The following is a 23,478-nucleotide window of genomic DNA, read 5'->3' on the forward strand; positions in this document are numbered from 1 at the left end:
TTTGATTGTCCCACTGCCCAGATTTTTTCAACATGCCTGCCAATCATTTCAACACCCACTGCCCCGACTGGGCCGAGGCTTTGCTCAACGGTTTCAGTCAGATTTTCCTCCAGCGCCACCCGCTGTGCGGCCTGTTGTGCCTGCTGGCGATCCTGCTCACTGCGCCGGTGCTGTTTGCCGGCGCGCTGCTCGGTGCAGTCGCCGGCCTGCTCACCGCGCAACGACGCAACTATGCCAAGGCGGATCGTCAGGCCGGGTTGTTCAGTTACAACGGCGTGCTGCTTGGCTTGGTGCTGAGCCTGTATTTCCCGTGGTCGCCGATGCTGCCGCCGCTGATTCTGGCGGCCGGTGGCCTCAGTGCGATGGTCACTCAGCAATGGCTCAAACACGTCTACCGCAGCCGATCGATACCGGCCTACACCTCACCGTTTGTAGCAATGAGCTGGGTGTTACTGTTGTTCGCCGAACCGTCTGCGCCGATGACTCACATCGAGATGACCACGCTGAACCTGCTCGCCGCTGAACTGCGTGGACTGGGTCAGGTGATGTTCCTCGGTCATCCGCTGGCCGGCGCGTTGATCGGCATCGGTCTGTTGATCGCCGATCGCCGCGCGTTCTGCTGGGCGCTGCTGGCTTCCGGCATCGGCCTGGCATCCAGCCTGCTGCACCACGAAACCGCTGCAGCGTTGCTGGGACTGGGCAGTTACAACGCGGTGCTCGCCGCCCTCGCCTTCAGTTCACAGCGTCAACAACCGTGGCTACCGCTGCTGGGCATCGTCCTGGCGCTGCTGGTCACCCCGCTGTTCGCCGCCCTTGGTCTGGCGACGCTGACCGCGCCGTTCATCCTCGCCGGCTGGCTGATCCGCGCCGGGATCCAGATGCTCGGCAAAGCGGCCGTCGACGCCACGCCTTGCGCACAGGGGGACAATCAACCTAGGCTGCGCTGATCTTCAATTCAGGCGTTATCCATGGACAGCAGCAACAGTTGGCGTGAACGGCTTTACGTGATGATTTTCCAGAGCGACACCCTCGCCGGGCGGCGCTTTGACGGCACCTTGCTGTTGATCATCCTTGCCAGCCTGGTGGTGGTGATGCTCGACAGCATCGACAGCATTCACCAGAACTACGCCGATGTGCTGGCCTACATTGAATGGGGCTTCACCGTCATTTTTCTCGGCGAGTACATCCTGCGCCTGTATTGCTCACCGAAGCCGTTGCGCTACGCCTTCAGTTTCTACGGACTGGTGGATCTGCTGGCGATCGTGCCGGGGATCCTCGCGCTGTATTACAGCGATGCGCAGTACCTGCTGATCATCCGGATCATCCGGATGCTGCGGATCTTCCGCGTACTCAAGCTCAGCCCATACCTCAAGCAAGCCAACTATTTGATGTCGGCGCTGCGCGGCAGCAAGCAGAAGATCGTGGTGTTCCTGGTCAGCGTCTGCACCCTGGTGACGGTGTTCGGCACCCTGATGTACGTGATCGAAGGCCCGGAACACGGCTTCACCAGCATCCCCAAAGGCATCTATTGGGCTATCGTGACCCTGACCACCGTCGGCTTCGGCGACATCGTGCCGAAAACCCCGCTGGGCCAGGTAATTTCCTCGCTGGTGATGATCACCGGTTACTCGATCATCGCCGTGCCCACCGGGATCTTCACCGCAGAACTGGCCAACGCCATGCGCGGCGAACAGCTGCAACACGACTGCCCGGTGTGCAAGAAAAACAGCCATGAACATGGCGCGGCGTTCTGCTCCCGTTGCGGTAATGCGCTGTTCAAGAAACTGGAATAAGCACAGATCTTTTTAATCTTTAAACGACTATGCATGCCCCGTTATAGTCACTAGCAAATTGGCATCACCCACAATCCCTGTAGGAGCTGCCGAAGGCTGCGATCTTTTGATCTTGTTTTTAAAATCAAAGTCGAAAGATCGCAGCCTTCGGCAGCTCCTACACATAAACAACAAGGAATGCGCAGTGAAAAAACTCTTTGGCGCCTCACTTCTCGCCGCCGGTCTTGCCTTTGGCAGCGTGGCTCAAGCCGCACCGACCCTGCTCAACGTCTCCTATGACGTGATGCGCGATTTCTACAAGGACTACAACACGGCGTTCCAGAAACACTGGCAGGCCGAGCACAACGAAAACATCACCGTGCAGATGTCCTTCGGCGGTTCGAGCAAGCAGGCGCGCGCGGTGATCGATGGCCTGCCGGCTGACGTCATCACCATGAACATGGCGACCGACATCAACGCCCTCGCCGACAACGGCAAACTGGTGCCGGACAACTGGGTCACCCGCCTGCCGGACAACAGCGCGCCGTTCACCTCGGCCACCGTGTTCATCGTGCGTAAAGGCAACCCGAAAGCCCTGAAAGACTGGCCGGACCTGCTCAAGGACGGCGTGCAGGTGATCGTGCCGAACCCGAAAACTTCGGGCAACGGTCGCTACACCTACCTCTCGGCCTGGGGCTACGTGCTGAAAAATGGCGGTGACGAGAACAAGGCCAAAGACTTCGTCGGCAAACTGTTCAAGCAAGCGCCGGTGCTCGACACCGGTGGCCGCGCCGCGACCACCACGTTCATGACCAACCAGATCGGCGACGTGCTGGTGACTTTCGAGAACGAAGCCGAGATGATCGCTCGCGAATTCGGTCGCGATCAGTTTGAAGTGATCTACCCAAGCGTCTCCGCCGAAGCCGAGCCACCGGTGTCGGTGGTCGACAAAGTGGTCGACAAGAAAGGCACCCGTGCTGCCGCCGATGAATACCTGAAGTACCTGTGGTCGCCGCAAGGCCAGGAAATCGCCGCCGCCAACTACCTGCGTCCACGGGACCCGGCAGTGCTGGCGAAGTACACCGATCGTTTCCCGAAAGTCGACTTCCTGTCGGTTGAGAAGACCTTCGGCGACTGGCGTTCGGTGCAGAAGACCCACTTCAATGATGGCGGGATCTTTGATCAGATTTATACCGGTCAGTAAGGCGTGAACTGAAATGAAAAAGGCGACCTCAACAGGTCGCCTTTTTTGTGGCGAACCCCTGTAGGAGCTGCCGCAGGCTGCGATCTTTTGACTTGGAATTTAAAAACCAAGATCAAAAGATCGCAGCCCGGCAGCTCCTACAGTTACATCGGCGGCGTGACGCCATCCTTGCCGGCGGAAATCGATTGGGCGGTCAGCGTGCCGTCCGCGCCTTGCGTGACGAACGTCACGATCTTCACCCCAACCTTGAGCAAACTCCGATCCCCTGGCATCAGGTTGACGATCGGCACATCCTCCGGCACCAGAATCTTCTGCTGCCCGCCCTTGTAGTTGACGGTCAGCACCCGGCCATTGCTCACCACCAGATCACCGACGCTGCCATTGGTCATGCTGCTGCCCTTGGCCAGGTCGAACCGCCGATGGCCGTCGCCGCTGCCGGCCAGTTCTGGTGGGAATACATGCACTTCCAGCGCCTTGAGCGTACCGTCCTCTTGCGGCATGGCCGCCGAGCCGATGTAACTGCCGGGTTTGATGTCCTCGATATTGGCCAGGGTGACGGCGCGCACTTTGGTGTCAGCGGTCAATTGAATCACCACGTTCTCGCCGCTATTGACGTGGACTTTCAACGAGTCAGCGCTGACTCCGGTGATCTCGCCGCGTACGCCGATCCGCATCCCCGGGGCATCCGCAGCCTGTACTGCGCTGGCGCCAAGCAGACCGATCAGGACAATCGTAGTGGTGTGACGCAGCAGCCGACGCAACATGGCAATCCTCCGTTGGTAAACAGTTGAACAGCAGCGGTAAACATAAGCACGCTATCGAAGAAGATGTAAGTGAATGTATCATCGACGCTCTCCGGCCGGACGCAAGGTTCGCCGATGGACGACACCGCGCTTGAAGCCAATCATTCCGCAACGGAATAACTGCTATCGATACAAGGCTTCTACCGCCACGTCGGTGCGTCCCTTAGCCTCACCGCATTCCCTTTCGCTGGATCGAGAAACCTTATGAACGCTACAACTCACGCAATGACCCGAGGCATGGTGCTGCTGTTCGCCTTCTGCTGCGGTGCCATCGTCGCCAACATCTATTACGCGCAACCGATCATTGGTCTGATCGCACCGGACATCGGCCTCTCCGACACCATGGCCAGCTTCATCGTCTCGCTGACACAGATCGGTTATGCGCTGGGTCTGTTTTTCCTGGTGCCGCTGGGCGACCTGCTGGAAAACCGCCGACTGATGATCATCACCACCGTGGTGGCCATTGCCAGCCTGCTCGGCGCGGCGTTCACCAGTCAGCCGAACGTGTTCCTGCTGATCTCTTTGCTGGTGGGCTTCAGTTCGGTGTCGGTGCAGATCCTGATTCCGCTGGCTGCACATCTGGCGCCGGAAGAATCCCGTGGCCGGGTGGTCGGCGGGATCATGGGTGGCTTGCTGTTGGGCATCCTGCTGGCAAGACCGGTATCGAGCGTCGTCGCTGACCATTTCGGCTGGCGCGCGATGTTCATGATTGCTGCGGCGTTGATGGCAGCGATCAGCGTGGTGCTGGCGCTGACCGTGCCCAAGCGTCAACCGGATCACAGCGCCACATACGGCCAACTGATCGGCTCATTGTGGACATTGCTGCGCCAGCAACCGGTGCTGCGTCAGCGCGCGTTTTATCAGGGTTGCATGTTCGCCACCTTCAGCCTGTTCTGGACCGCCGTGCCGTTGGAGCTGGCGCGTAACCATGGCCTGTCGCAGAGCGAGATCGCGATCTTCGCCCTGGTCGGCGCCATCGGTGCCATCGCCGCGCCGATCAGCGGACGCCTGGCGGACGCCGGCCACACCCGAATCGCCTCGCTGCTGGCCATGCTGTTCGCCAGCCTGAGCTTCCTGCCCGCCTTCATCCACCCGGCCTACAGCGTCATCGGCCTGGCCGTGACCGGCGTAGTACTGGATTTCTGCGTGCAGATGAACATGGTTCTCGGCCAGCGCGCGGTCTACTCGCTGGACGCCAAAAGCCGTGGTCGCCTGAATGCGCTGTACATGACCAGCATCTTCATCGGCGGCGCCTTCGGCTCGTCGGTCGCCAGTGCGGTATATGAGCACGGCGGCTGGTTGTGGATCGTGATTGTCGGCAGCGCGTTCCCGCTGCTGGCGCTGGTGCGGTTTTTGAGTGCTTCGCAACGTGGTTCATTGGCAACCGCTTAAGACGTCAAAAGCATCGCAAGCAGGTTCGCTCCCACAGGTTGTTCACCGGGCCCATGGGAGCGACGACGCTCAATACCGAACCAGTTTCTCCATCGCCGCATCCGCCAGAAACGAAGAACGGCTTTTGACATTGTGTTCACGCACATAGCGATCGATGCGCTGGATCACATAGCCTGGCAACGTCACGTTGACCTTCTCGGTCTTGCCCATGTACGGCGAGATATCCAGCTCAAGCATGCCCCAGCCCATGTCGGCAAACTCCGGATTATTGCGATGCGCCGCTGCCGACGTCGGCATCGGAATCGATTCCCCGTCCGCCGCCATCTCCTGCAGCATGAGATGGGCGACTTCAACGGCTGCGTTATAGGCGTCCTCGAAAGTGTCCCCGGCCGTGACGGCGCCGGGAATGTCAGGTATCTGAATACCGATGGCGGTGTCGTCGTCACCCCATTCGATGCAGATCGGATATTGCATTATGGATCTCCCTTGCAGCTGGCTGGCGGGTGGTACAACCCGGCACGCCTCCTGATGCTTTTGACCGTCCCCAGCGGCAAATCCTTCTTCGGGTGGGGAACGGGAATGGTGTACGGGTTGTAACGATGCCTGAAGATGTGATGACTGCCGGAGACTCGATCCAGCGTCCAGCCTGCCTCCTCCAGCTCCTTGATCAATAGCCTGCTTTGCACCTACCGCCTCCTTGCTCCGGCCGAATAAAAGTAACTCTAGAGTTATCTTTACTCAAGCACATGAATCTGCAGAACGACGTTCGGTTGTTTTACCGCATGTGATCGATGGCACAGTCTTGTCCACGGATTAAACTCAGCGACTCGCAAAGCTACATCCTGGCCAACACCCTGTTCCCCTGTGGGAGCGAGCCTGCTCGCGAAAGCGGTCTGATATTCAACAAATATGCTGGCTGATCCGACGCCTTCGCGAGCAAGCTCGCTCCCACAGGGCTCCTCTGAATGCTTGAAGATTGCACAAGGACCTGAGATGGATCGCCTCGCCGCCATGGAAACCTTCGTCTGCGTCGTCGAAACCGGCTCGTTTTCCGCCGCCGCGCGACGCCTGAATATCGGCCAGCCCGCCGTGTCGAAAACCATCGCTCAGCTGGAAAGGCGCCTGGCGGTCAGTCTGTTGCTGCGCTCGACCCGTGGCCTGACGCCAACCGAAGCCGGCCTGGCGTTTTTCGAGCGAGCCAGACGCGCCATCGATGAAGCCAACGAAGCCGATAACGCCGCCCGTGGCAGCGCCGGCGGTTTGCGCGGTAACCTGCGCATCAGCGCGGCGGTGACGTTCGGTCGCCTGCACGTCGTGCCGCAACTGGGGGCGTTTCTCGCTCAGCATCCGCACCTGAACATCGACCTGATGCTCGATGACCGCAACATCAATCTGGTCGAAGAAGGCATCGACGTCGCCCTGCGCATGGGCCCGCTCAGTGACTCCAGCCTCACCGCGCGCAAAATCGCCGACTGCCGCCGCGTGGTGCTCGGCAGCCCGGCCTACTTCGCCCGCCACGGTGAGCCGTGCTGCCCGACCGATCTGGATCAGCATCAAGGCATTGTCTACAACCTCAGCGGCGGCGCCACCTGGACCTTCACCAACGGCAGCGAACAGCAGACACACACCTTGACCGGCCGCCTGCGCGTCAGCGCCGCCGAAGGTTTGCGCGCAGCCGTGCTGGCCGATCAGGGCCTGGCGATTGCCTCGCAATGGATGTTCGCCCCGGAGCTGGCAAGCGGCGCGGTCAGGGCGGTGATGGATGATTGGCGGTTGCCGGATCAGGATTTGTGGGCGGTGTTCCCCACGGGGCGGATGGTCAGTGCGAAGGCGCGGGCGTTTGTGGAGTACATGGAAAACTTGCTGACACACCTGAACTGAACCAGCGCCTGTTTCGTTTATTGCGGTTTTCGTTTAATTCGAATAACGTTCCGGCATCTTATTCAGAATGCTGGAATCCATTATGTCGATTGTCCTCCACCCCTCTCTCAACCTCCCGGTGGAGCGCGAAGTCCAAGCCGCCATCGAAGGCAAACGCGCGCTCGCCGCCTATCTGGCGACCCAATTCGAAACACAGCACATCCAGATTTTCGACGAACAGAACCAGGCGCATCAGGTCGAGCTTCCGACGTCGGCACTGCGGCTACTGATGGATATTCTGGCGGAGCTGGCTGAAGGAAACGCCGTCAAAGTCGTACCGGTGCATGCCGAACTGACCACTCAGGAGGCCGCCGACCTGCTCAATGTCTCACGCCCGCACCTGATAAAACTGCTGGAAAGCGGCGAGTTGTCCTACCACAAAACCGGCAAGCACCGACGTGTGCGTTTCGCCGATTTGATGGACTATAAAACCCGGCGCGATACCGCCAGCGAGCAGGCAATGGCGCTTCTCGCGGAGCAGGCACAGGCTTTAAGGACAGGATACGAGTGAGGCATTCCCCTTTCACCGCTGTATACGATGCATGTGTTTTGTACCCCGCCCCGCTTAGAGACTTGCTGATGTGGCTCGCGCTTTCGGGGCGATTTCGAGCCCGATGGACCCAGGAGATTCACGGCGAATGGAAACGCAATTTATTGAAGAACCGAACCGATCTGACGATGGAGCAACTGGATCGCACGTCCGAGCTTATGGATCGTGCGATACCCGATGCCTGTGTCTGTGACTATGAAGCGCTGATCACCGGACTTTCCCTGCCCGATCCCAACGACCGCCATGTATTGGCTGCAGCCATACGCTGCGGCGCTGGGGTGATCGTGACATTCAACCTGAAAGATTTTCCCGATACCTGCCTCGCCCCCTATGGCGTCGAGGCCCAACACCCAGATGAGTTTGTCGAGAACCTGTTTCACCTTGATCCGGCAGCTGTTATCGCGGCGGCGCAACGACAGCGCCAACAACTGAAATTTCCGCCAATGGAGATCGAGCCGTTCCTTGACCTTTTGCGGCGCCAGGGATTGGTCGAGTCAGTTCGGGCGCTAAGCGCCTACCGTGCGATGCTCTGAATACTCGTTTTGGAACACCAGACAAACAAACGGCGATCCAAAGATCGCCGCGTGCTCATCACTGCCCGAACTGTTTGCCCAACCCCGGCGGCACGCCGTGGATGTCGGTGTCTTCCCACGGGCCGTTGGGGCTGATCGAGCGGGTCCAGCCGTTGTTCCAGCGGAAGTACGTGCGCTGGCGGTAGAAGGTGTTGGGCTGATCGTCGAGGACGTAGACGCCGAGCTTCTGGTCCCAGTGGCTGTTGCCGCCCGGTGGCGGGGCGAAACTAGCTGAGGTGCGCGGGACTGGCTTGGACGGTTTGGCCGGGATGCTTTTTCCGGGTGCCGGCGAGGTCGACGGGGTCGGGCTCGGTTGTGACGGCGGGATGGGTGGCAGGTTGGTGGTCGGTTCCGGTCGGTGCACCGCACATGCGCTCATGCTCAAGGCCAATGTAATGACGGTGATGCGGGCGAGGCTGTGCATGGCGGTGCTTTCCTGTGGGTTCCGGGGTTATTGGTCCGGGCTGTCAATGGTCAGTGTTTGCGGCGCGGTGGTGCTGCTGGCCAGCGGGCCGCTGCGACCCACCCACTCCCCGGCGGTCGGTTGACCGGCGCGGGAGATGCGCGCAACCAGTTGGACTTCAGGAAAGTTCGACAGTTTCAACTGCGGCATCATCGCGTCGGCATCGCCCAGTTCGACGGTCACCGGCAGGTCCGCCACGGTCAGACGCTTGGCCGCCAACGGTGCCGGTGGGCCTGAAACGGCGCGGGCGAAGATGAACACGCTGTCGCCCGGTTGCACCTTGCCTTTGAGTTCGCTGGCCAGATCGACGCGCACCTTGAGCAGCGCGGCAACCTTGGCAGCCGGTGCGGCGGCGACCTTGCCGCCGCTGGCTTCAAGCCGTTCGGTGGCGCGGTTGATGCCGCCCTGCAGGGCTTCGCGGGACTTGTCGTCCTCTGGCAATTGCGCCAGCAGGCGATTCCAATAGTCGATGGCTTGCTGATAACGCTCGCCTTCGAACGCGGCGATGCCGAGCAGGCCGAGGCTGGTGACTTCTTTCGGGTCGGCTTTCAGCGCTTCGTCGGTCAGGGCCTGGAGCTTGTCCGACCATTTTTTACCGTCGGCAAAATACTGCGCCTGTGCCCACTGACCGAGCAGCTCCGGCTGGCGACCGGCAAGGTTGGCGGCGCGTTCGAACATCTTCGCCGCGTCCGCCGGACGATCCTGGGCCATGTAGGTGCGACCGAGGAAGTACAGACCTTCCGCCGAATCCGGTTGCGCGGCGACGGCTCGTTCCAGACGCCGGGTCATCTCTTCCATCGACTGCGGCGCCTGGGCGAACTCGCGGGTCAGCTCGACCTTGTCCGCAGCACCGAAATGCAGGTACAGCCCCAGGCCCAACACCGGCACCAGCACCGCTGCCAACAACGGCAAAGGCTTGCCCAGTTTCGACACACGCGGTGCGGCAACGCCCTCGGTATCGGCGAGCAGTTCACGCGCCGCTTCCGCACGACCGCTGTCCATTTGCGCCGCATCGAGCACGCCTTCGGCCTGCTGCGCTTGCAGCTCGGCGACGCGTTCCTGATACAGCGCGACGTTCAGAGCAGTCCGATCCTCTTCACGCTGGGCGCGACGGCCACGCAAAACCGGGATCAGCAGAAAACTCAGGGCGACCAGAAGCAACAGCCCTGCGGCAAGCCAGAAATCAATCATTCTTGGTTTTTATCCAACAGTTGGTCGAGGCGCTGACGTTCTTCGGTGGACAGCGATGACGGGGTTTCGGCGCGCTGACCGCGACGACGGCGCACGATCAGGACAATCACCACCAGACCGCCAAGCAACAGCCCGGCCGGGCCGAACCACAGCAGTGCAGTCTTGGCGTTGAGCGCCGGTTTGTAGCGGACGAAATCACCGTAGCGATCAACCATGAAATCGATGATCTGCTGATTGTCCTTGCCCTCGCCGAGCATGCGGAAAATCTCTTTGCGCAGGTCGGCGGCAATCGGTGCGTTGGAGTCGGCGATGTCCTGGTTCTGGCACTTGGGACAGCGCAGTTCCTTGGTCAACTCGCGGAAACGCTCGCGATCGCCTTCCTTGGCGAACTCGTAGGTGTCAATCGCGGCGTGGGCCACACCAGCCAGACTCAAACCCAAGACCACGGCAGCCATAAAACGCTTCATGGCTTGGCCTCATCGACCAGTGCCTGGTATTTGGCTGCGAGTTTTTCGCGCCAGACCTGTTCGTCGATCACCCCGACGTACTTGTCGCGGATGATGCCCTTGGCGTCGATGAAGAAAGTTTCCGGCGCGCCGTACACGCCGAGGTTCAGACCCAGCGAACCTTCGTCGTCACGGATGTCCAGCAGGTACGGGTTGTGGAATTCGGCCAGCCACTTCAACGCATCGGCGTTGGTGTCCTTGTAGTTGATGCCGTAGATCACCACGCCGCGCTCGGCCAGTTTGTTCAGTACCGGGTGCTCGACCCGGCAGGAAATGCACCAGGTGCCCCAGACGTTGACCAGTGCCGGTTTGCCGAGGATGTCGGCCTTGGTCAGGGTCTTGTCGCCCTGCACATTCGGCAGGCTGAATTCCGGGAAGGGCTTGTTGATCATCGCCGACGGCAGTTCCGCCGGATCGAGGTACAGACCGCGATAAAGAAACACCGCCACCAGCAGGAAAATCGCCAGGGGTACCAGCATCAACCAACGTCTCATGCAGCCGCTCCTTGCAGGCCGAGGGCTTCACGCACCTTGGCTTTGACCTTGACTCGATAACGCCGATCCAGCGCCGCCAGCAATCCGCCCAGACCGGTCAGCAGACCGCCGAACCAGATCCAGCGCACGAACGGTTTGACGTGAACCCGCACCGCCCACGCGCCGTTTTCCAGCGGCTCGCCGAGTGCGACGTAGAGATCGCGAGTGAAACCGGCGTCGATCCCGGCCTCGGTCATCATCGAACTCTGCACGGTGTACAGGCGTTTTTCCGGGTGCAGCACGCTGACTTCCTTGCCGTCGCGGATCACCCGGATGGTGCCCTTGTCGGAGGTGAAGTTCGGCCCCTCGAAGTGCTTGGCGCCTTCGAAGATGAAGTGATAGCCGGCCAGGTCCATCGACTCGCCCGGCGCCAGACGCAGGTCGCGTTCGGCACTGTTCTGGCTCGACAGCACTACACCGAGGGCGCACACGGCGATGCCCAGGTGCGCGATCTGCATGCCCCAATAGCTGCGGGTCAAGGTTGGCAGGCCTTTGATCAGGCCCTTGTGGCGAGTCTTGTCGAAGATGTCGCGCACACCGGCGAGCAGCACCCACGCAGCAAGCAGGAACGTCGCGATCACCGCCCAGTTGAAATCGCCGTAGGCGACACCGGCCACCACGGCCAGTGCAACGCTGCCCAGCAGCACCGGGGTCAGCATGTTCGCCAGCCACTTCACCGGCGTGTCTTTCCAGCGCACGATCACGCCGACCGCCATCACCAGCATCAGCAACGCCATCAGCGGGATGAATAACGCGTTGAAGTACGGCGGGCCGACCGACAGCTTGGCGCCGCTCAAGGCATCGAGAATCAGCGGATACAGGGTGCCGAGCAGGATCATCGACGCCGCCACCACCAGCACCAGGTTGTTGCCCAGCAGCAGGGTTTCCCGCGACCACAGGTTGAAGCCGACCTGGCTCTTGACCACTGGCGCGCGCAACGCAAACAACGTCAGCGAACCACCGACCACGAACAGCAGGAAGATCAGGATGAACACGCCGCGCTCAGGGTCGGAAGCAAACGCGTGCACCGAGGTCAGCACGCCGGAACGCACGAGGAAGGTACCGAGCAGGCTCAACGAAAATGCGGCAATCGCCAGCAACACCGTCCAGCTCTTGAACACCCCACGTTTTTCCGTGACGGCCAGCGAGTGGATCAACGCGGTGCCGACCAGCCAGGGCATGAACGAGGCGTTTTCCACCGGGTCCCAGAACCACCAGCCGCCCCAGCCGAGTTCGTAGTAGGCCCACCACGAACCGAGGGTGATGCCGATGCCGAGGAAAGCCCAGGCGACAATCGTCCACGGCCGCGACCAGCGTGCCCACGCGGCGTCGAGACGACCACCGAGCAGTGCGGCGATGGCGAAGGCAAACGCTACCGAGAAACCCACATACCCCATATAAAGCATCGGCGGATGCACGATCAGGCCGATGTCTTGCAGCAGCGGATTGAGGTCACGACCGTCGGCCGGAATCTGCGGCAGGATCCGCGAAAACGGGTTGGAGGTGAGGATCAGAAACATGAGGAAACCGGTGCTGATCATGCCCATTACCGCCAGCACGCGAGCGAGCATGACTTGCGGCAACTGCCGGGAAAACACCGATACGGCGAAGGTCCAGCCACCGAGGATCAACGCCCACAGCAGCAGCGACCCTTCGTGGGCGCCCCACACCGCGCTGAACTTGTAGTACCACGGCAAGGCGCTGTTGGAGTTCATGGCCACGTAGCCGACGGAAAAGTCGTCGGTCATGAATGCGTAGGTCAGGCAACCGAAGGCAAACAGCAGGAACGCGAACTGCCCCCACGCCGCCGGCTGGGCCAGGCCCATCCACAGACGGTCGCCGCGCCACGCACCGAGCAGCGGCACCACGGCCTGCACCAGCGCGAAACACAGCGCCAGAATCATCGCCAGATGGCCGAGCTCGGGAATAAACAGTGCAGACGTCATCAATCAACCCTCCTTCGCTGGGGTCGGTGCCGATTGACCACTGTCTTTCAGCGCTTTGGTCACTTCCGGCGGCATGTACTTCTCGTCGTGCTTGGCCAGCACTTCATCGGCCACCACCACGCCGTCGGCGTTGAGTTTGCCCAGGGCGACGATGCCCTGCCCTTCGCGGAACAGATCCGGGAGGATCCCGCGGTAGGTGATGGTCACGGCTTTGTTGAAGTCGGTGACGACGAATTTGACGTCCAGCGAGTCCGGCGAACGTTGCAGCGAGCCCTTCTCGACCATGCCGCCGGCGCGGATGCGCGTGTCGTGCGGCGCTTCGCCGTTGGCAATCTGGGTCGGCGTGTAAAACAGGTTGATGTTTTCCTGCAGGGCGCTGAGGGCCAGGCCGACGGCAGCGCCGACCCCGACCAGGATCGCCAGAATGAGGGTCAGACGTTTTTTGCGCAGCGGATTCACTTGCCGTTCTCCCGGCGCAGACGACGCGCCTCTTGTTGCAGATAGCGCTTGCGGGCCGCGATCGGTGCGACCACGTTGAGGATCAGCACCGCCAGACAGATGCCGTAGGCCGACCAGACATACAGGCCGTGGTGGCCCATGGCGAGAAAGTCGCCAAATGAAGCGAAACTCATCGCGCGGCCTCCAGGCTGTTCTGCACTTCTTCTTTGACCCAACTGGCGCGCGCTTCGCGCTTGAGCACTTCAAGGCGCATGCGCAGCAACAGCACGGCACCGAAGAAGCAGTAGAACCCCAGCACCGTCAGCAACAGCGGCAGCCACATTTCAGCGGGCATCGCCGGTTTTTCCGTAAGGGTGAAGGTCGCGCCCTGGTGCAGGGTGTTCCACCACTCCACCGAGTACTTGATGATCGGAATGTTGATCACTCCGACAATCGCCAGCACCGCGCAGGCCTTGGCGGCGCTGTCGCGATTGCTGATGGCGTTGCCCAGCGCAATCACCCCGAAATACAGGAACAGCAGAATCAGCATCGACGTCAGCCGCGCATCCCAGACCCACCACGAGCCCCAGGTCGGCTTGCCCCAGATCGCCCCGGTGACCAGCGCCACGGCGGTCATCCACGCGCCGATCGGCGCGGCACATTGCAGGGCGACGTCGGCCAGTTTCATCTTCCACACCAGGCCGACCACGCCGCACACCGCCAGCATCACGTAAATCGACTGCGCGAGCATCGCCGCCGGTACGTGAATATAGATGATGCGGAAGCTGTTGCCCTGCTGATAATCCGGCGGCGCGAAGGCCAGGCCCCAGACCACGCCAATGCTGATCAGCAGCAACGCTGCGATGCTCAACCACGGCAGGAACTTGCTGCTGATGCCGTAGAACCACTTGGGCGAGCCGAGCTTGTGAAACCAGGTCCAGTTCATACTGTTTCCATCACGGGTGCCGCTCATCGGTGTGAGCGGTCTCAGGGTCTTTGCTGGTTAAATTTTAACCAGACCTCATTATTCGCCGACGCTGATCTTCAGGCCAGCCGCTATTGCAAAAGGTGTCAGGGTGATCGCCAAGGCAGTCAGGCTTCCCAGCCACAGCAGATACCCGGTCGCCGGCATGCCTTGCAAGGCGGCCTGCAAGGCGCCACTGCCAAGGATCAACACCGGGATGTACAACGGCAGAATCAGCAACGCCAGCAACAGGCCGCCGCGTTTCAGACCGACCGTCAGCGCCGCACCCACCGCGCCAAGCAAGCTCAGCACCGGGGTACCCAGCAGTAACGACAACAGCAACACCGGCAGGCAGGCGACCGGCAAACCGAGCATCAACGCCAGCAACGGCGAGAGCAGAACCAGTGCCAGTCCCGAGAACAGCCAGTGTGCCAGCACCTTGGCCAGCACCAGCAGGGGCAGCGGGTGCGGCGAAAGGACCCACTGTTCCAGGGAGCCATCTTCGAAATCACTGCGAAACAATCCGTCCAGCGACAGCAGGACCGACAACAGCGCGGCCACCCAGACTAACCCCGGGGACAGGTTTTGCAAGACTTGAGTTTCCGGGCCGACGGCCAGCGGGAACAATGCGATGACGATGGCGAAGAAAATCAGCGGATTGGCCAGTTCTGCCGGGCGGCGAAACAGCAGGCGGGACTCACGGGCAACCAGCAGGCCGAACACACTCATACTGCCCAGTTCCCCAGATCGATATCGCGATAACCGGCCGGCATCCGGCTCAGCGTGTGGTGCGTGGTCAGCACCACCAGACCGCCGCGTTCACAGTGCCCGGCCAGGTGCTCTTCAAGTTGCGCCACGCCCTGTTTGTCGAGCGCAGTGAACGGCTCGTCGAGAATCCACAGCGGCGGGCTGTCCAGATACAGTCGCGCCAGTGCCACGCGGCGTTGCTGACCGGCGGACAGGGTGTGGCAGGGAACATCTTCGAAACCGCGCAATCCTACGGCAGCCAATGCTTGCCAGATCGCCTCGCGCGCGGCGGGCCGATGCAGGGCGCAGAGCCAGGACAGGTTCTCTTCCGGGGTCAGCAGGTCCTTGATCCCGGCGGCGTGGCCGATCCACAACAGGTTGCGCGCCAGTTCGCTCGGTTGTGCGGTCAAAGGCTGACCGTTGAGCAGCACCTGACCGCTGGTCGGCTGCATCAGCCCGGACAACAGGCGCAGCAGGCTGGTCTTGCCGCTGCCGTTGGGGCCGCTGATCTGCACCATATCGCCACTGGCCAGTCTTAATTCGAGATTTTCGAAGAGCAGCCGCAGGTCTCGCTCGCAGGCAAGGGCAACGGTTTGCAGGACAGGACTGGTCAAGGGATCACGGGCCTTATACGGTTCAAGTCGGCTCTGGCGCGGCCGTTAAAGAGATGCAGGATAAATGCAATGACGGTGCGAACCAGAGAGCTGGATCAAACAATTGCTATGTTTTCTGAACGAAGCGCAAGACGCGCGGCATTATACATGGCGTGCCTTACTCCCAAGAGCGCAATTTCCTCAGGTTGTGTCCGCGTATGACAGGCGAAATGAACATCCTCCCGCTTCCGCCCACCACCCCGGCGAACACGCGCCCGCTGGTGATGAGCGGTGAGTTGCTCAAGCTGCTGACCCCGGTCGAAGGCTTGATCGGTGCCGGGCAAAGCGCTCAGGCCGAGGTGTTGTCACTCAAGCAGGCGGATCAGACTTTTCAACTGCTGCTCAAGGTGACCGTCGACGGCGGCCGCCAGACCACCGTGCAAGCCAGCAGCAACCTGCCGTTGCCGACCGGCACCAACCTGGCGGTTACTCAGCCATCGGCGGGCAATCTGGCGATCACCGTGCAACAGGCGATTGCCAGCAGCGTCGCCGCCCTCACCCGCATCGATACCGCGCAGTTGCCGGTCGGCACACTGCTGCAAGGCAAGGTGCTGACCTCGCAGACACTGCCGCAAGTGCCGGGGCAGCCGACGGTGTACCGCTCGCTGGTCAGTCTGCTCAACACCGCGCAACGTGGCGCCACGCTGGACATCGACAGCCCGACGCCGCTGCGCATCGGCACCCTGCTCTCGGCACTGGTCGAGGATTCGCAAACCCTCAAGTTCGTGCCGCTGAGCAGCCGTCAGGAGCAATTGGCGGTGAGCCAGCAACTGCTCGGCCAGCAGAGTCGCCAAGGCTCGCTGGACGGTTTGCTCAACGCCTTGCAGAACTTGCCGGCCGACGACGATCAGACCTCGCAGGATCTGCGCGCTGCCGTCGTGCGTCTGCTTGCCAATCTGCCCGATGTACAGCAGATGAGCAGCGCCAAAGGCGTGGCCCTGGCCCTGGCCAACAGTGGCGCCTTCCTCGAAGCCAAATTGCTGACCGGACAGAATCCGGCGCTGGCCCCGGACATGAAGGCCGACCTGCTCAAGCTGATCGCGCAGCTGTCGCCGGGTGTGCCGGGCAATGCCAGTTTCAACGCGATCATCGCCGCCAACACCCTGGCGCAAGCGCTGCCGAGTTTCGTGCGCAACGCCCTCGGCACCCTCGGTCAGGTCAGCGCCAAACCCGTGCCGAGCAGTTTCCCGCTGCCCGACCGCCTGCTGCAAAGCCTGGACGGCGAAGGCGATCTGGAACATCTGCTGCGCCTCGCCGCCGCCGCCGTGTCGCGCCTGCAAAGCCATCAGTTGTCGAGTCTGGAACAGACCGGGGTCACCGATGACGGCCGCCTGCTCAGCACCTGGCAGCTGGAAATCCCCATGCGTAACCTGCAGGACATCGTGCCGTTGCAGGTCAAGTTCCAGCGCGAAGAAGCGCCGGAAAGAGAACCGCAACCCAACGAACGCCGCGACGAGCGCGAACCCAGACAACAACTGTGGCGCGTCGATCTGGCGTTCGACATGGAGCCGTTGGGGCCGATGCAGATTCAGGCGCAGCTGATTGCCGGCAGCCTGTCGAGTCAGCTCTGGGCCGAACGCCCATACACCGCCGACCTGATCGAAACCAACCTGTTCGCGCTGCGCCAGCGCCTGCTTGATCGCGGGCTGAACGTCGGTGATCTCGACTGCCACCTCGGCACCCCGCCGCAAGGCAATCAAACCCGTCTCGAACACCGCTGGGTCGACGAAACCGCATGAACGATTCCACTGCTCCACGCCAGGCCATCGCCCTCAAATACGACGGCAACCACGCCCCGACCCTCACCGCCAAGGGCGACGAGGAACTGGCCGAAGAAATCCTGCGCATTGCCCGCGACTGTGAAGTGCCGATCTATGAAAACGCCGAGCTGGTGCGCCTGTTGGCGCGAATGGAGCTGGGCGACAGCATCCCCGAAGAGCTGTACCGCACGATCGCCGAGATCATCGCGTTTGCGTGGAATCTGAAGGGAAAATTCCCCGAGGGACAGGATCCGGATGCGCCGATGGTCGAGAAGGACATCACCGCACGCGGGGATGATTATTGAGCCTTGAAAGCAAAAGATCGCAGCCTTCGGCAGCTCCTACAGGGAAACGCGTTCCAATGCAGGAGCTGCCGCAGGCTGCGATCTTTTGATCTTCAGCTTCAGCTTCTGTGCAGCTTGCGCATCAACTCCGCCTCAGCCTGGGTCAAGCCACAGGACTGAGTCAGCTCATCGACACTCGCGCCCATGCCCACCAGTTTCGCCGCCTGGGCGAACGACAGGCTCGACGGGTCGCGCTGTTCCAGCGCCACAATCTTGTCCGGCAACGGACCGACTACCGAGCGCAGCTCGTGCAGGGCTTCGCCCATGCGCACGTTGCCGTTCTGATAGTCGTCGACGCGCTTGGCCAGGTCCTTGATGCGCTGATCACGCAGCGCATCGCCCTGAGCCTGTTGCGCAGCGATTACGCGCTGCGCCTTGATATACGCCAGAAACATTGCCAGCGTGCCTGCCCAGAACAGAAACAGGACAATGACCGCAACTTCGAGAATCAATCAGATGCTCTCCAGTTCCGACCATTCTTCTTCGCTCATCATCTTGTCCAGCTCGACCAGGATCAGCAACTCGTTGTTCTTGTTGCACACGCCCTGGATGAACTTGGCCGACTCTTCGTTGCCGACGTTCGGCGCGGTCTCGATTTCCGACTGACGCAGGTAAACCACTTCGGCCACGCTGTCGACCATGATCCCGACCACTTGCTTGTCGGCTTCGATGATGACGATACGGGTGTTGTCGCTGATCTCGCCACTGTTCAGGCCGAAGCGCTGACGGGTGTCGATCACGGTGACCACGTTACCGCGCAGGTTGATGATGCCCAGCACGTAGCTTGGCGCACCCGGTACCGGAGCGATTTCGGTGTAACGCAGGACTTCCTGCACGCGCATCACGTTGATGCCGTAGGTTTCGTTGTCCAGCTTGAAGGTCACCCATTGCAGGATCGGATCTTCAGAACCTTTTGCATTCGTCGCCTGACTACTCATACCCTGACCCCTCGAAAAAACCGCACTGGGCGGTGTGTGTTCTGTGTGGAGGCATTGAAAAATGCCATCGCCTGATTGTTATGTCGGCTGCTATGTCGATTTATGTAGCGGCTTGTGGCCGCCCATGTGCTTTGCCCCGCCGCTGGCGATCAACTCGGCCAGCGCGGCTACATCAAGTAATGCACACATGTGCTCTATCACCGTGCCGGCGAGCCATGGCCGCTGACCCCGGTGACTTCTCCATTTGATTTCATTCGGATCCAGACGCAACGAACGGCTGACCTGATGCACCGCCAGGCCCCATTCGTAACCTTGTACCGAAATCACGTACTGCAGGCCCTGACGGAAGTCATCGCGATAGCGATCCGGCATGACCCAACGCGCGGTGTCCAAGACTTTCAGATTGCCGGCCTGGCTCGGCAGAATCCCGAGGAACCATTCCGGCTGCCCGAACAGCGGCGTCAACTCGTGGCCGGCCAGCGAATAGATCGAGCCCAGGCACACCAGCGGCACCGCCAGCGTCAGCCCGGCGACATCGAACAACAGGCACTCGAACGCTTCGGCAGCCCAGGCCGGACGGCCATCGGTGTCCACCGGGGGCGGCGTGTTGCTCGGTGGCAGGTGAACTTCCACCACCGGCGGCACCCGCGTCTGTTCGACGGGTGCCGGCGCAACCGGCGCAGGTTCGGTCACAACCGGCTCCGGCGCGGTTTTCAGCAATTGGGTTTGCAGCAGCGGGGCGAGCGTCGAAACCGGCGCGCGCGGCGGCTCGGCTTGTTCGATCAGCGCCACCGGCGCCTTGGCGATCGGTGCGGCGGCAGGCGCGACAACCGGGGCGGCAGGTTTGGCGGCTTTCTGCGCATCACGCGCCTGCTCTTCCAGTACCGCGGCCTGGAACTCGTCCAGCGCCTCAGAGCTTTCGATCACCTCGACCGGCGCCTCGAGTGGCGGCAACTCGTCAGGAATCTCCTGCAGCAAGCTGTCCAGATAGGACTGCAGCGCCAGTTGCGGCTTCGACGTCAACTTCAGCGGCCGATTCATACGCCCCCCCCTGTAGGAGCTGCGGAACGCTGCGATCTTTTGATCTTTTCAGAAGCACCACAAAGCAAGATCAAAAGATCGCAGCCTGCGGCAGCTCCTACACGAAGAGAGATCATGCTCAGGCCACCTGCGGAACAAGTTGTTGCGCCAGCAGGTGCTTGAGCAGCGCGCGGTACGCCAGCACGCCACGACTCTTGCCGTCGAACTGCGAAGGCGTGACCCCGGCCCGGCTGGCGTCGCGCAGACGGGTATCGACCGGGATGTAACCCTGCCAGATTTCTTCGGGGAATTTGTCGCGCAGCACGCGCAAAGTGCCCAGCGACGCCTGGGTGCGGCGGTCGAACAGGGTTGGCACGATGCTGAACGGCAGCGCCTGTTTGCGCGAGCGGTTGATCATCGCCAGGGTGTTGACCATACGCTCCAGGCCTTTCACGGCCAGGTGCTCGGTCTGCACCGGGATCACCAGTTGCTGGCTCGCGGCCAGGGCGTTGACCATCAGCACGCCGAGCAACGGCGGGCTGTCGATGATCGCGTAATCGAAGTCCTGCCACAGCTGCGCCAGACTCTTGGCGATGACCAGGCCCAGACCACTTTGCCCCGGCGACTGGCGCTCGAGGGTGGCCAGTGCGGTACTCGACGGCAACAGAGAAATGCGTTCGTCGCTGGTCGACAGCAGCAACTGCCCGGGCAAACCCTGCGGCACGCTGCCCTTGTGCAGAAACAGGTCGTAGTTGCTGTGTTCCAGGCTGTCGGGGTCGTAGCCGAAATAGCTGGTCATCGAGCCGTGCGGGTCGAGATCGACCACAACCACGCGCTTGCCCGCCTCCGCCAGCAACCCGGCTAAAGCGATGGAAGATGTGGTTTTACCGACACCACCCTTTTGATTGGCGACTGCCCAGACTCTCATTCGGTTCGTTCCTCCCGGCCGAGATCCTCGACCGAGACATGGCTCAGCGTATTAATGCGGGCGACGGAGAATTGACGGCACTCTCGCGTCCCGGCGTCTTGACCGGGGTCGGTGCAGTTTGTGTGCCAGCACGCTTCAATGCCGCGTCCGGTTGCGCATTGGCGGTTCCGGTCCCCGTCAGACTGCGGCGCACATCGAGGTTGCGCGACACCACCAGCACCACGCGACGGTTTTTCGCCCGGCCTTCGGCGGTGGCGTTATTGGCTACCGGCTGAAACTCACCGTAACCCACCGAGGCCAGACGCCCGGGGTTCACGCCCTGCATCGCCAGCATGCGCACGATGCTCGCCGAACGCGCCGAGGACAGTTCCCAGTTGGTCGGGTATTGCGCGGTGCGGATCGGCTGATCGTCGGTGAAACCTTCGACGTGGATCGGGTTGTCGAACGGTTTGAGGATCGCCGCGACCTTGTCGATGATGTTGAAGGCGATGTCGCTCGGCATCGCGTCGCCACTGCCGAACAACAGGCTGGAGTTGAGTTCGATCTCGACCCACAACTCATTGCCGCGCACGGTCATCTGGTTGGAAGCAATCAGGTCGCCGAACGCGGCACTGATGTCATCGGCAATGCTTTTCAGCGGATCGCTGGCCCCGGCGATACCGGCATCGACCTGCTCGCTGTCCTTGACCAGCGGCTTGGCCGGGGTCACGGTTTTCGGTCGTTCCTCACCAATCGGAATCGGCTTGAGCGAACGATCGGAGTCGGTGAAAACCCCGATCAGCGCTTCGGAAATGACTTTGTATTTGCCTTCGTTGATCGACGAGATGGAATACATCACCACAAAGAACGCGAACAACAGCGTGATGAAATCCGCGTAGGACACAAGCCAGCGCTCGTGATTAACGTGTTCTTCCTGATGCCTGCGGCGAGCCATAGTCCATTACCCCCATCAATCCATGAAGCCCTGAAGCTTCAGCTCGATAGAGCGAGGGTTTTCACCTTCGGCGATCGACAAAATACCTTCCAACAACATTTCGCGATAACGCGACTGCCGCAACGCGATTGACTTGAGCTTGGCGGCCACCGGCAGCAACACCAGGTTGGCACTGGCCACGCCGTAGATGGTCGCGACGAATGCCACGGCAATGCCGCTGCCCAATTGCGTCGGATCAGCGAGGTTGCCCATCACATGGATCAGGCCCATCACCGCACCGATGATGCCGATGGTCGGCGCGTAGCCGCCCATGCTTTCGAAGACTTTGGCCGCTTCGATGTCGCGGGCTTCCTGGGTGTAGAAATCCACTTCGAGAATGCTGCGGATCGCTTCCGGCTCGGCGCCATCGACCAGCAGTTGCAGGCCCTTGCGCGAGTAGTTGTCCGGTTCGGCATCGGCGACGCCTTCCAGGCCGAGCAGGCCTTCCTTGCGCGCGGTGAGGCTCCAGTTGACCACGCGGTCGATGCCGCCAGCCAGATCCACCCGTGGCGGAAACAGGATCCAGGCGAGAATCTGCATGGCGCGCTTGAAGGCGCTCATCGGCGATTGCAGCAGCGCTGCACCGATGGTGCCCCCGAGAACGATCAGCGCCGCCGGGCCGTTGGCCAGCGCGCCGAGGTGACCGCCTTCAAGGAAGTTGCCGCCGATGATGGCGACGAACGCCAGGATAATCCCGATAAGGCTTAAAACATCCATCAGATACACGCCTCGACGATGTGCTTGCCGATGTCGTCCAGGCCGTAAACCGCGTCAGCCAGATCGGCTTTGACGATAGCCATCGGCATGCCGTAGATCACGCAGCTTGCTTCGTCTTGGGCCCATACCGAGCTGCCGCCCTGTTTGAGCAGACGCGCGCCTTCACGGCCGTCGGCGCCCATGCCGGTGAGGACCACCGCCAGAACTTTGTCGCCGTAGGACTTGGCCGCCGAACCGAAGGTAATGTCCACGCACGGCTTGTAGTTCAGACGCTCGTCGCCCGGCAGGATTTTCACCGCGCCACGGCCGTCAATCATCATCTGCTTGCCACCCGGGGCCAGCAGCGCCAGGCCCGGACGCAGGATGTCGCCATCCTCGGCTTCCTTGACGCTGATGCGGCACAGCTTGTCCAGACGCTCGGCAAAGGCTTTGGTGAACGCCGCCGGCATGTGCTGGATCAGCACGATCGGTGCCGGGAAGTTTGCCGGCAACTGAGTCAGCACCCGTTGCAGCGCAACCGGACCGCCCGTGGAGGTACCGATGGCAACCAGTTTGTAGGCTTTGCGTTTCGGAGCCGGCGACGACGCGCTGGCGGCTGGCGCGCGAGCAGGTGCTGGAGCCGGCGCCGGACGCGTCGGAGCAGCAGTGCTGTGGCTGCTGAAACTCGAAGCCGCCGGGGCTGGCGCAGGCGTCGGTGCAGCGGCCGGAGCCGGCGCACTGTAGGCACTGAAACGACGATTGCTGCGCGAGATGCTATGGACCTTCTCGCACAGCAGTTGTTTGACCTTCTCCGGGTTACGCGAGATGTCTTCGAAATTCTTCGGCAGGAAATCCACCGCGCCAGCGTCCAGCGCATCCAGGGTCACCCGGGCGCCTTCGTGGGTCAGCGAGGAGAACATCAACACCGGGGTCGGGCAGCGTTGCATGATGTGCCGCACGGCCGTGATGCCATCCATCATCGGCATCTCGTAGTCCATGGTGATCACGTCCGGCTTGAGGGCCAGGGCCTGATCGATCGCCTCTTTACCGTTGGTGGCCGTGCCGACCACCTGGATGCTCGGATCCGCTGAAAGAATTTCCGAGACGCGGCGGCGGAAAAAACCCGAATCGTCCACCACCAGGACTTTGACTGCCATAAACACTC

29 protein-coding genes are annotated in these 23,478 nt (G+C 61.5%); 9 read left to right on the plus strand and 20 right to left on the minus strand.

Annotated features, from left to right (window positions below; all coding sequences use genetic code 11):
- Nucleotides 1-32 precede the first annotated feature (32 nt).
- The 3 genes from L6D63_RS19395 (at nt 33) to L6D63_RS19405 (ending at nt 2,976) form a co-directional block, all read left to right on the plus strand.
- On the plus strand, nt 33-947 hold the full coding sequence (locus L6D63_RS19395; protein WP_041072909.1) for an urea transporter: 915 nt from the start codon (nt 33-35) through the stop codon (nt 945-947).
- Between the two features lie 21 nt (nt 948-968).
- Nucleotides 969-1,793 (plus strand): ion transporter, encoded by an 825-nt coding sequence (locus L6D63_RS19400; RefSeq protein ID WP_047292605.1) that lies wholly within the window; start codon nt 969-971, stop codon nt 1,791-1,793.
- Between the two features lie 184 nt (nt 1,794-1,977).
- Entirely contained in the window at nt 1,978-2,976 is a 999-nt protein-coding gene (locus L6D63_RS19405) for a sulfate ABC transporter substrate-binding protein (RefSeq protein ID WP_095667161.1), read from the plus strand.
- Nucleotides 2,977-3,119: 143 nt separating this feature from the next.
- Here the strand turns inward: L6D63_RS19405 and L6D63_RS19410 are convergent, their stop codons facing one another.
- Entirely contained in the window at nt 3,120-3,740 is a 621-nt protein-coding gene (locus tag L6D63_RS19410; RefSeq protein WP_131670001.1) for a DUF5666 domain-containing protein, read from the minus strand.
- Between the two features lie 243 nt (nt 3,741-3,983).
- Between L6D63_RS19410 and L6D63_RS19415 the strand changes: the two genes are divergently transcribed.
- Nucleotides 3,984-5,171 (plus strand): MFS transporter, encoded by a 1,188-nt coding sequence (locus tag L6D63_RS19415; protein WP_047292599.1) that lies wholly within the window; start codon nt 3,984-3,986, stop codon nt 5,169-5,171.
- A 69-nt stretch (nt 5,172-5,240) separates the two neighbouring features.
- On the opposite strand, the gene L6D63_RS19420 is transcribed toward L6D63_RS19415, so the two are convergent.
- Both L6D63_RS19420 and L6D63_RS19425 read right to left on the minus strand, forming a co-directional pair.
- Complete coding sequence (locus L6D63_RS19420; RefSeq protein WP_047599953.1) at nt 5,241-5,645, minus strand: type II toxin-antitoxin system HicB family antitoxin; 405 nt, start codon at nt 5,643-5,645, stop codon at nt 5,241-5,243.
- Nucleotides 5,645-5,857 (minus strand): type II toxin-antitoxin system HicA family toxin, encoded by a 213-nt coding sequence (locus L6D63_RS19425; RefSeq protein WP_095667164.1) that lies wholly within the window; start codon nt 5,855-5,857, stop codon nt 5,645-5,647. Before L6D63_RS19425 ends, L6D63_RS19420 begins: the two co-directional genes overlap by 1 nt.
- A 307-nt stretch (nt 5,858-6,164) precedes the next feature.
- Between L6D63_RS19425 and L6D63_RS19430 the strand changes: the two genes are divergently transcribed.
- The 3 genes from L6D63_RS19430 (at nt 6,165) to L6D63_RS19440 (ending at nt 8,174) form a co-directional block, all read left to right on the plus strand.
- The gene (locus L6D63_RS19430) at nt 6,165-7,052 is read left to right on the plus strand and encodes a LysR family transcriptional regulator (protein WP_131670000.1); all 888 of its coding nucleotides are present in this window, start codon (nt 6,165-6,167) and stop codon (nt 7,050-7,052) included.
- Nucleotides 7,053-7,134: 82 nt separating this feature from the next.
- The gene (locus L6D63_RS19435; protein WP_095667166.1) at nt 7,135-7,602 is read left to right on the plus strand and encodes a helix-turn-helix domain-containing protein; all 468 of its coding nucleotides are present in this window, start codon (nt 7,135-7,137) and stop codon (nt 7,600-7,602) included.
- Nucleotides 7,599-8,174, plus strand: coding sequence for a PIN domain-containing protein (locus L6D63_RS19440; RefSeq protein WP_047292593.1), 576 nt, complete (start codon nt 7,599-7,601; stop codon nt 8,172-8,174). The genes L6D63_RS19435 and L6D63_RS19440 overlap by 4 nt, the downstream gene beginning before the upstream one ends.
- Nucleotides 8,175-8,232: 58 nt before the next feature.
- Here the strand turns inward: L6D63_RS19440 and L6D63_RS19445 are convergent, their stop codons facing one another.
- From L6D63_RS19445 to ccmA, 10 genes are all read right to left on the minus strand, one after another.
- Nucleotides 8,233-8,637 carry a hypothetical protein gene (locus L6D63_RS19445; protein WP_047292591.1) on the minus strand — a complete coding sequence of 135 codons (405 nt, stop codon included), beginning with the start codon at nt 8,635-8,637 and terminating at the stop codon, nt 8,233-8,235.
- Nucleotides 8,638-8,664: 27 nt separating this feature from the next.
- Nucleotides 8,665-9,867: a c-type cytochrome biogenesis protein CcmI gene (gene ccmI, locus L6D63_RS19450; protein ID WP_047292588.1), complete on the minus strand. Its 1,203-nt coding sequence runs from the start codon at nt 9,865-9,867 to the stop codon at nt 8,665-8,667.
- Complete coding sequence (locus L6D63_RS19455) at nt 9,864-10,334, minus strand: cytochrome c-type biogenesis protein (RefSeq protein WP_041072928.1); 471 nt, start codon at nt 10,332-10,334, stop codon at nt 9,864-9,866. Before L6D63_RS19455 ends, ccmI begins: the two co-directional genes overlap by 4 nt.
- Nucleotides 10,331-10,867, minus strand: coding sequence for a DsbE family thiol:disulfide interchange protein (locus tag L6D63_RS19460; RefSeq protein WP_041072930.1), 537 nt, complete (start codon nt 10,865-10,867; stop codon nt 10,331-10,333). Before L6D63_RS19460 ends, L6D63_RS19455 begins: the two co-directional genes overlap by 4 nt.
- A complete protein-coding gene (locus L6D63_RS19465; RefSeq protein ID WP_131669999.1) occupies nt 10,864-12,852 on the minus strand; it encodes a heme lyase CcmF/NrfE family subunit in 1,989 nt (662 codons plus the stop codon). The genes L6D63_RS19460 and L6D63_RS19465 overlap by 4 nt, the downstream gene beginning before the upstream one ends.
- Nucleotides 12,853-12,855: 3 nt before the next feature.
- Complete coding sequence (ccmE, locus tag L6D63_RS19470) at nt 12,856-13,311, minus strand: cytochrome c maturation protein CcmE (RefSeq protein WP_041072935.1); 456 nt, start codon at nt 13,309-13,311, stop codon at nt 12,856-12,858.
- A complete protein-coding gene (gene ccmD / locus L6D63_RS19475) occupies nt 13,308-13,484 on the minus strand; it encodes a heme exporter protein CcmD (RefSeq protein ID WP_003222944.1) in 177 nt (58 codons plus the stop codon). The genes ccmE and ccmD overlap by 4 nt, the downstream gene beginning before the upstream one ends.
- Entirely contained in the window at nt 13,481-14,236 is a 756-nt protein-coding gene (locus L6D63_RS19480; RefSeq protein WP_041072937.1) for a heme ABC transporter permease, read from the minus strand. Before L6D63_RS19480 ends, ccmD begins: the two co-directional genes overlap by 4 nt.
- A gap of 78 nt (nt 14,237-14,314) precedes the next feature.
- Nucleotides 14,315-14,983, minus strand: coding sequence for a heme exporter protein CcmB (ccmB, locus tag L6D63_RS19485; RefSeq protein WP_003222942.1), 669 nt, complete (start codon nt 14,981-14,983; stop codon nt 14,315-14,317).
- Complete coding sequence (gene ccmA / locus L6D63_RS19490; protein ID WP_047292581.1) at nt 14,980-15,615, minus strand: cytochrome c biogenesis heme-transporting ATPase CcmA; 636 nt, start codon at nt 15,613-15,615, stop codon at nt 14,980-14,982. The genes ccmB and ccmA overlap by 4 nt, the downstream gene beginning before the upstream one ends.
- A 197-nt stretch (nt 15,616-15,812) precedes the next feature.
- Here ccmA and fliK point away from each other — a divergent pair, with 197 nt between their 5' ends.
- Nucleotides 15,813-17,393, plus strand: coding sequence for a flagellar hook-length control protein FliK (gene fliK, locus L6D63_RS19495; RefSeq protein ID WP_131669998.1), 1,581 nt, complete (start codon nt 15,813-15,815; stop codon nt 17,391-17,393).
- A complete protein-coding gene (locus tag L6D63_RS19500; RefSeq protein ID WP_095667171.1) occupies nt 17,390-17,719 on the plus strand; it encodes an EscU/YscU/HrcU family type III secretion system export apparatus switch protein in 330 nt (109 codons plus the stop codon). Before fliK ends, L6D63_RS19500 begins: the two co-directional genes overlap by 4 nt.
- A gap of 98 nt (nt 17,720-17,817) precedes the next feature.
- Here the strand turns inward: L6D63_RS19500 and L6D63_RS19505 are convergent, their stop codons facing one another.
- The 7 genes from L6D63_RS19505 to L6D63_RS19535 all read right to left on the minus strand — a co-directional run bounded on the left by L6D63_RS19505 (nt 17,818) and on the right by L6D63_RS19535 (nt 23,470).
- On the minus strand, nt 17,818-18,210 hold the full coding sequence (locus L6D63_RS19505) for a DUF2802 domain-containing protein (RefSeq protein ID WP_007961680.1): 393 nt from the start codon (nt 18,208-18,210) through the stop codon (nt 17,818-17,820).
- A complete protein-coding gene (locus L6D63_RS19510; protein WP_003222936.1) occupies nt 18,211-18,696 on the minus strand; it encodes a chemotaxis protein CheW in 486 nt (161 codons plus the stop codon).
- Between the two features lie 90 nt (nt 18,697-18,786).
- Nucleotides 18,787-19,737 (minus strand): CheW domain-containing protein, encoded by a 951-nt coding sequence (locus L6D63_RS19515; protein WP_131669997.1) that lies wholly within the window; start codon nt 19,735-19,737, stop codon nt 18,787-18,789.
- Nucleotides 19,738-19,855: 118 nt separating this feature from the next.
- A complete protein-coding gene (locus L6D63_RS19520) occupies nt 19,856-20,644 on the minus strand; it encodes a ParA family protein (RefSeq protein ID WP_003222933.1) in 789 nt (262 codons plus the stop codon).
- A 43-nt stretch (nt 20,645-20,687) separates the two neighbouring features.
- Entirely contained in the window at nt 20,688-21,578 is an 891-nt protein-coding gene (motD, locus tag L6D63_RS19525) for a flagellar motor protein MotD (RefSeq protein WP_003222931.1), read from the minus strand.
- Between the two features lie 15 nt (nt 21,579-21,593).
- Nucleotides 21,594-22,334 (minus strand): flagellar motor protein, encoded by a 741-nt coding sequence (locus L6D63_RS19530; protein WP_007967839.1) that lies wholly within the window; start codon nt 22,332-22,334, stop codon nt 21,594-21,596.
- A complete protein-coding gene (locus tag L6D63_RS19535; protein ID WP_041072948.1) occupies nt 22,334-23,470 on the minus strand; it encodes a protein-glutamate methylesterase/protein-glutamine glutaminase in 1,137 nt (378 codons plus the stop codon). Before L6D63_RS19535 ends, L6D63_RS19530 begins: the two co-directional genes overlap by 1 nt.
- Nucleotides 23,471-23,478 lie beyond the last annotated feature (8 nt).

Origin of the sequence: Pseudomonas parakoreensis (genome assembly GCF_021602155.1) — a bacterium.
Taxonomy (GTDB): domain Bacteria; phylum Pseudomonadota; class Gammaproteobacteria; order Pseudomonadales; family Pseudomonadaceae; genus Aquipseudomonas; species Aquipseudomonas parakoreensis.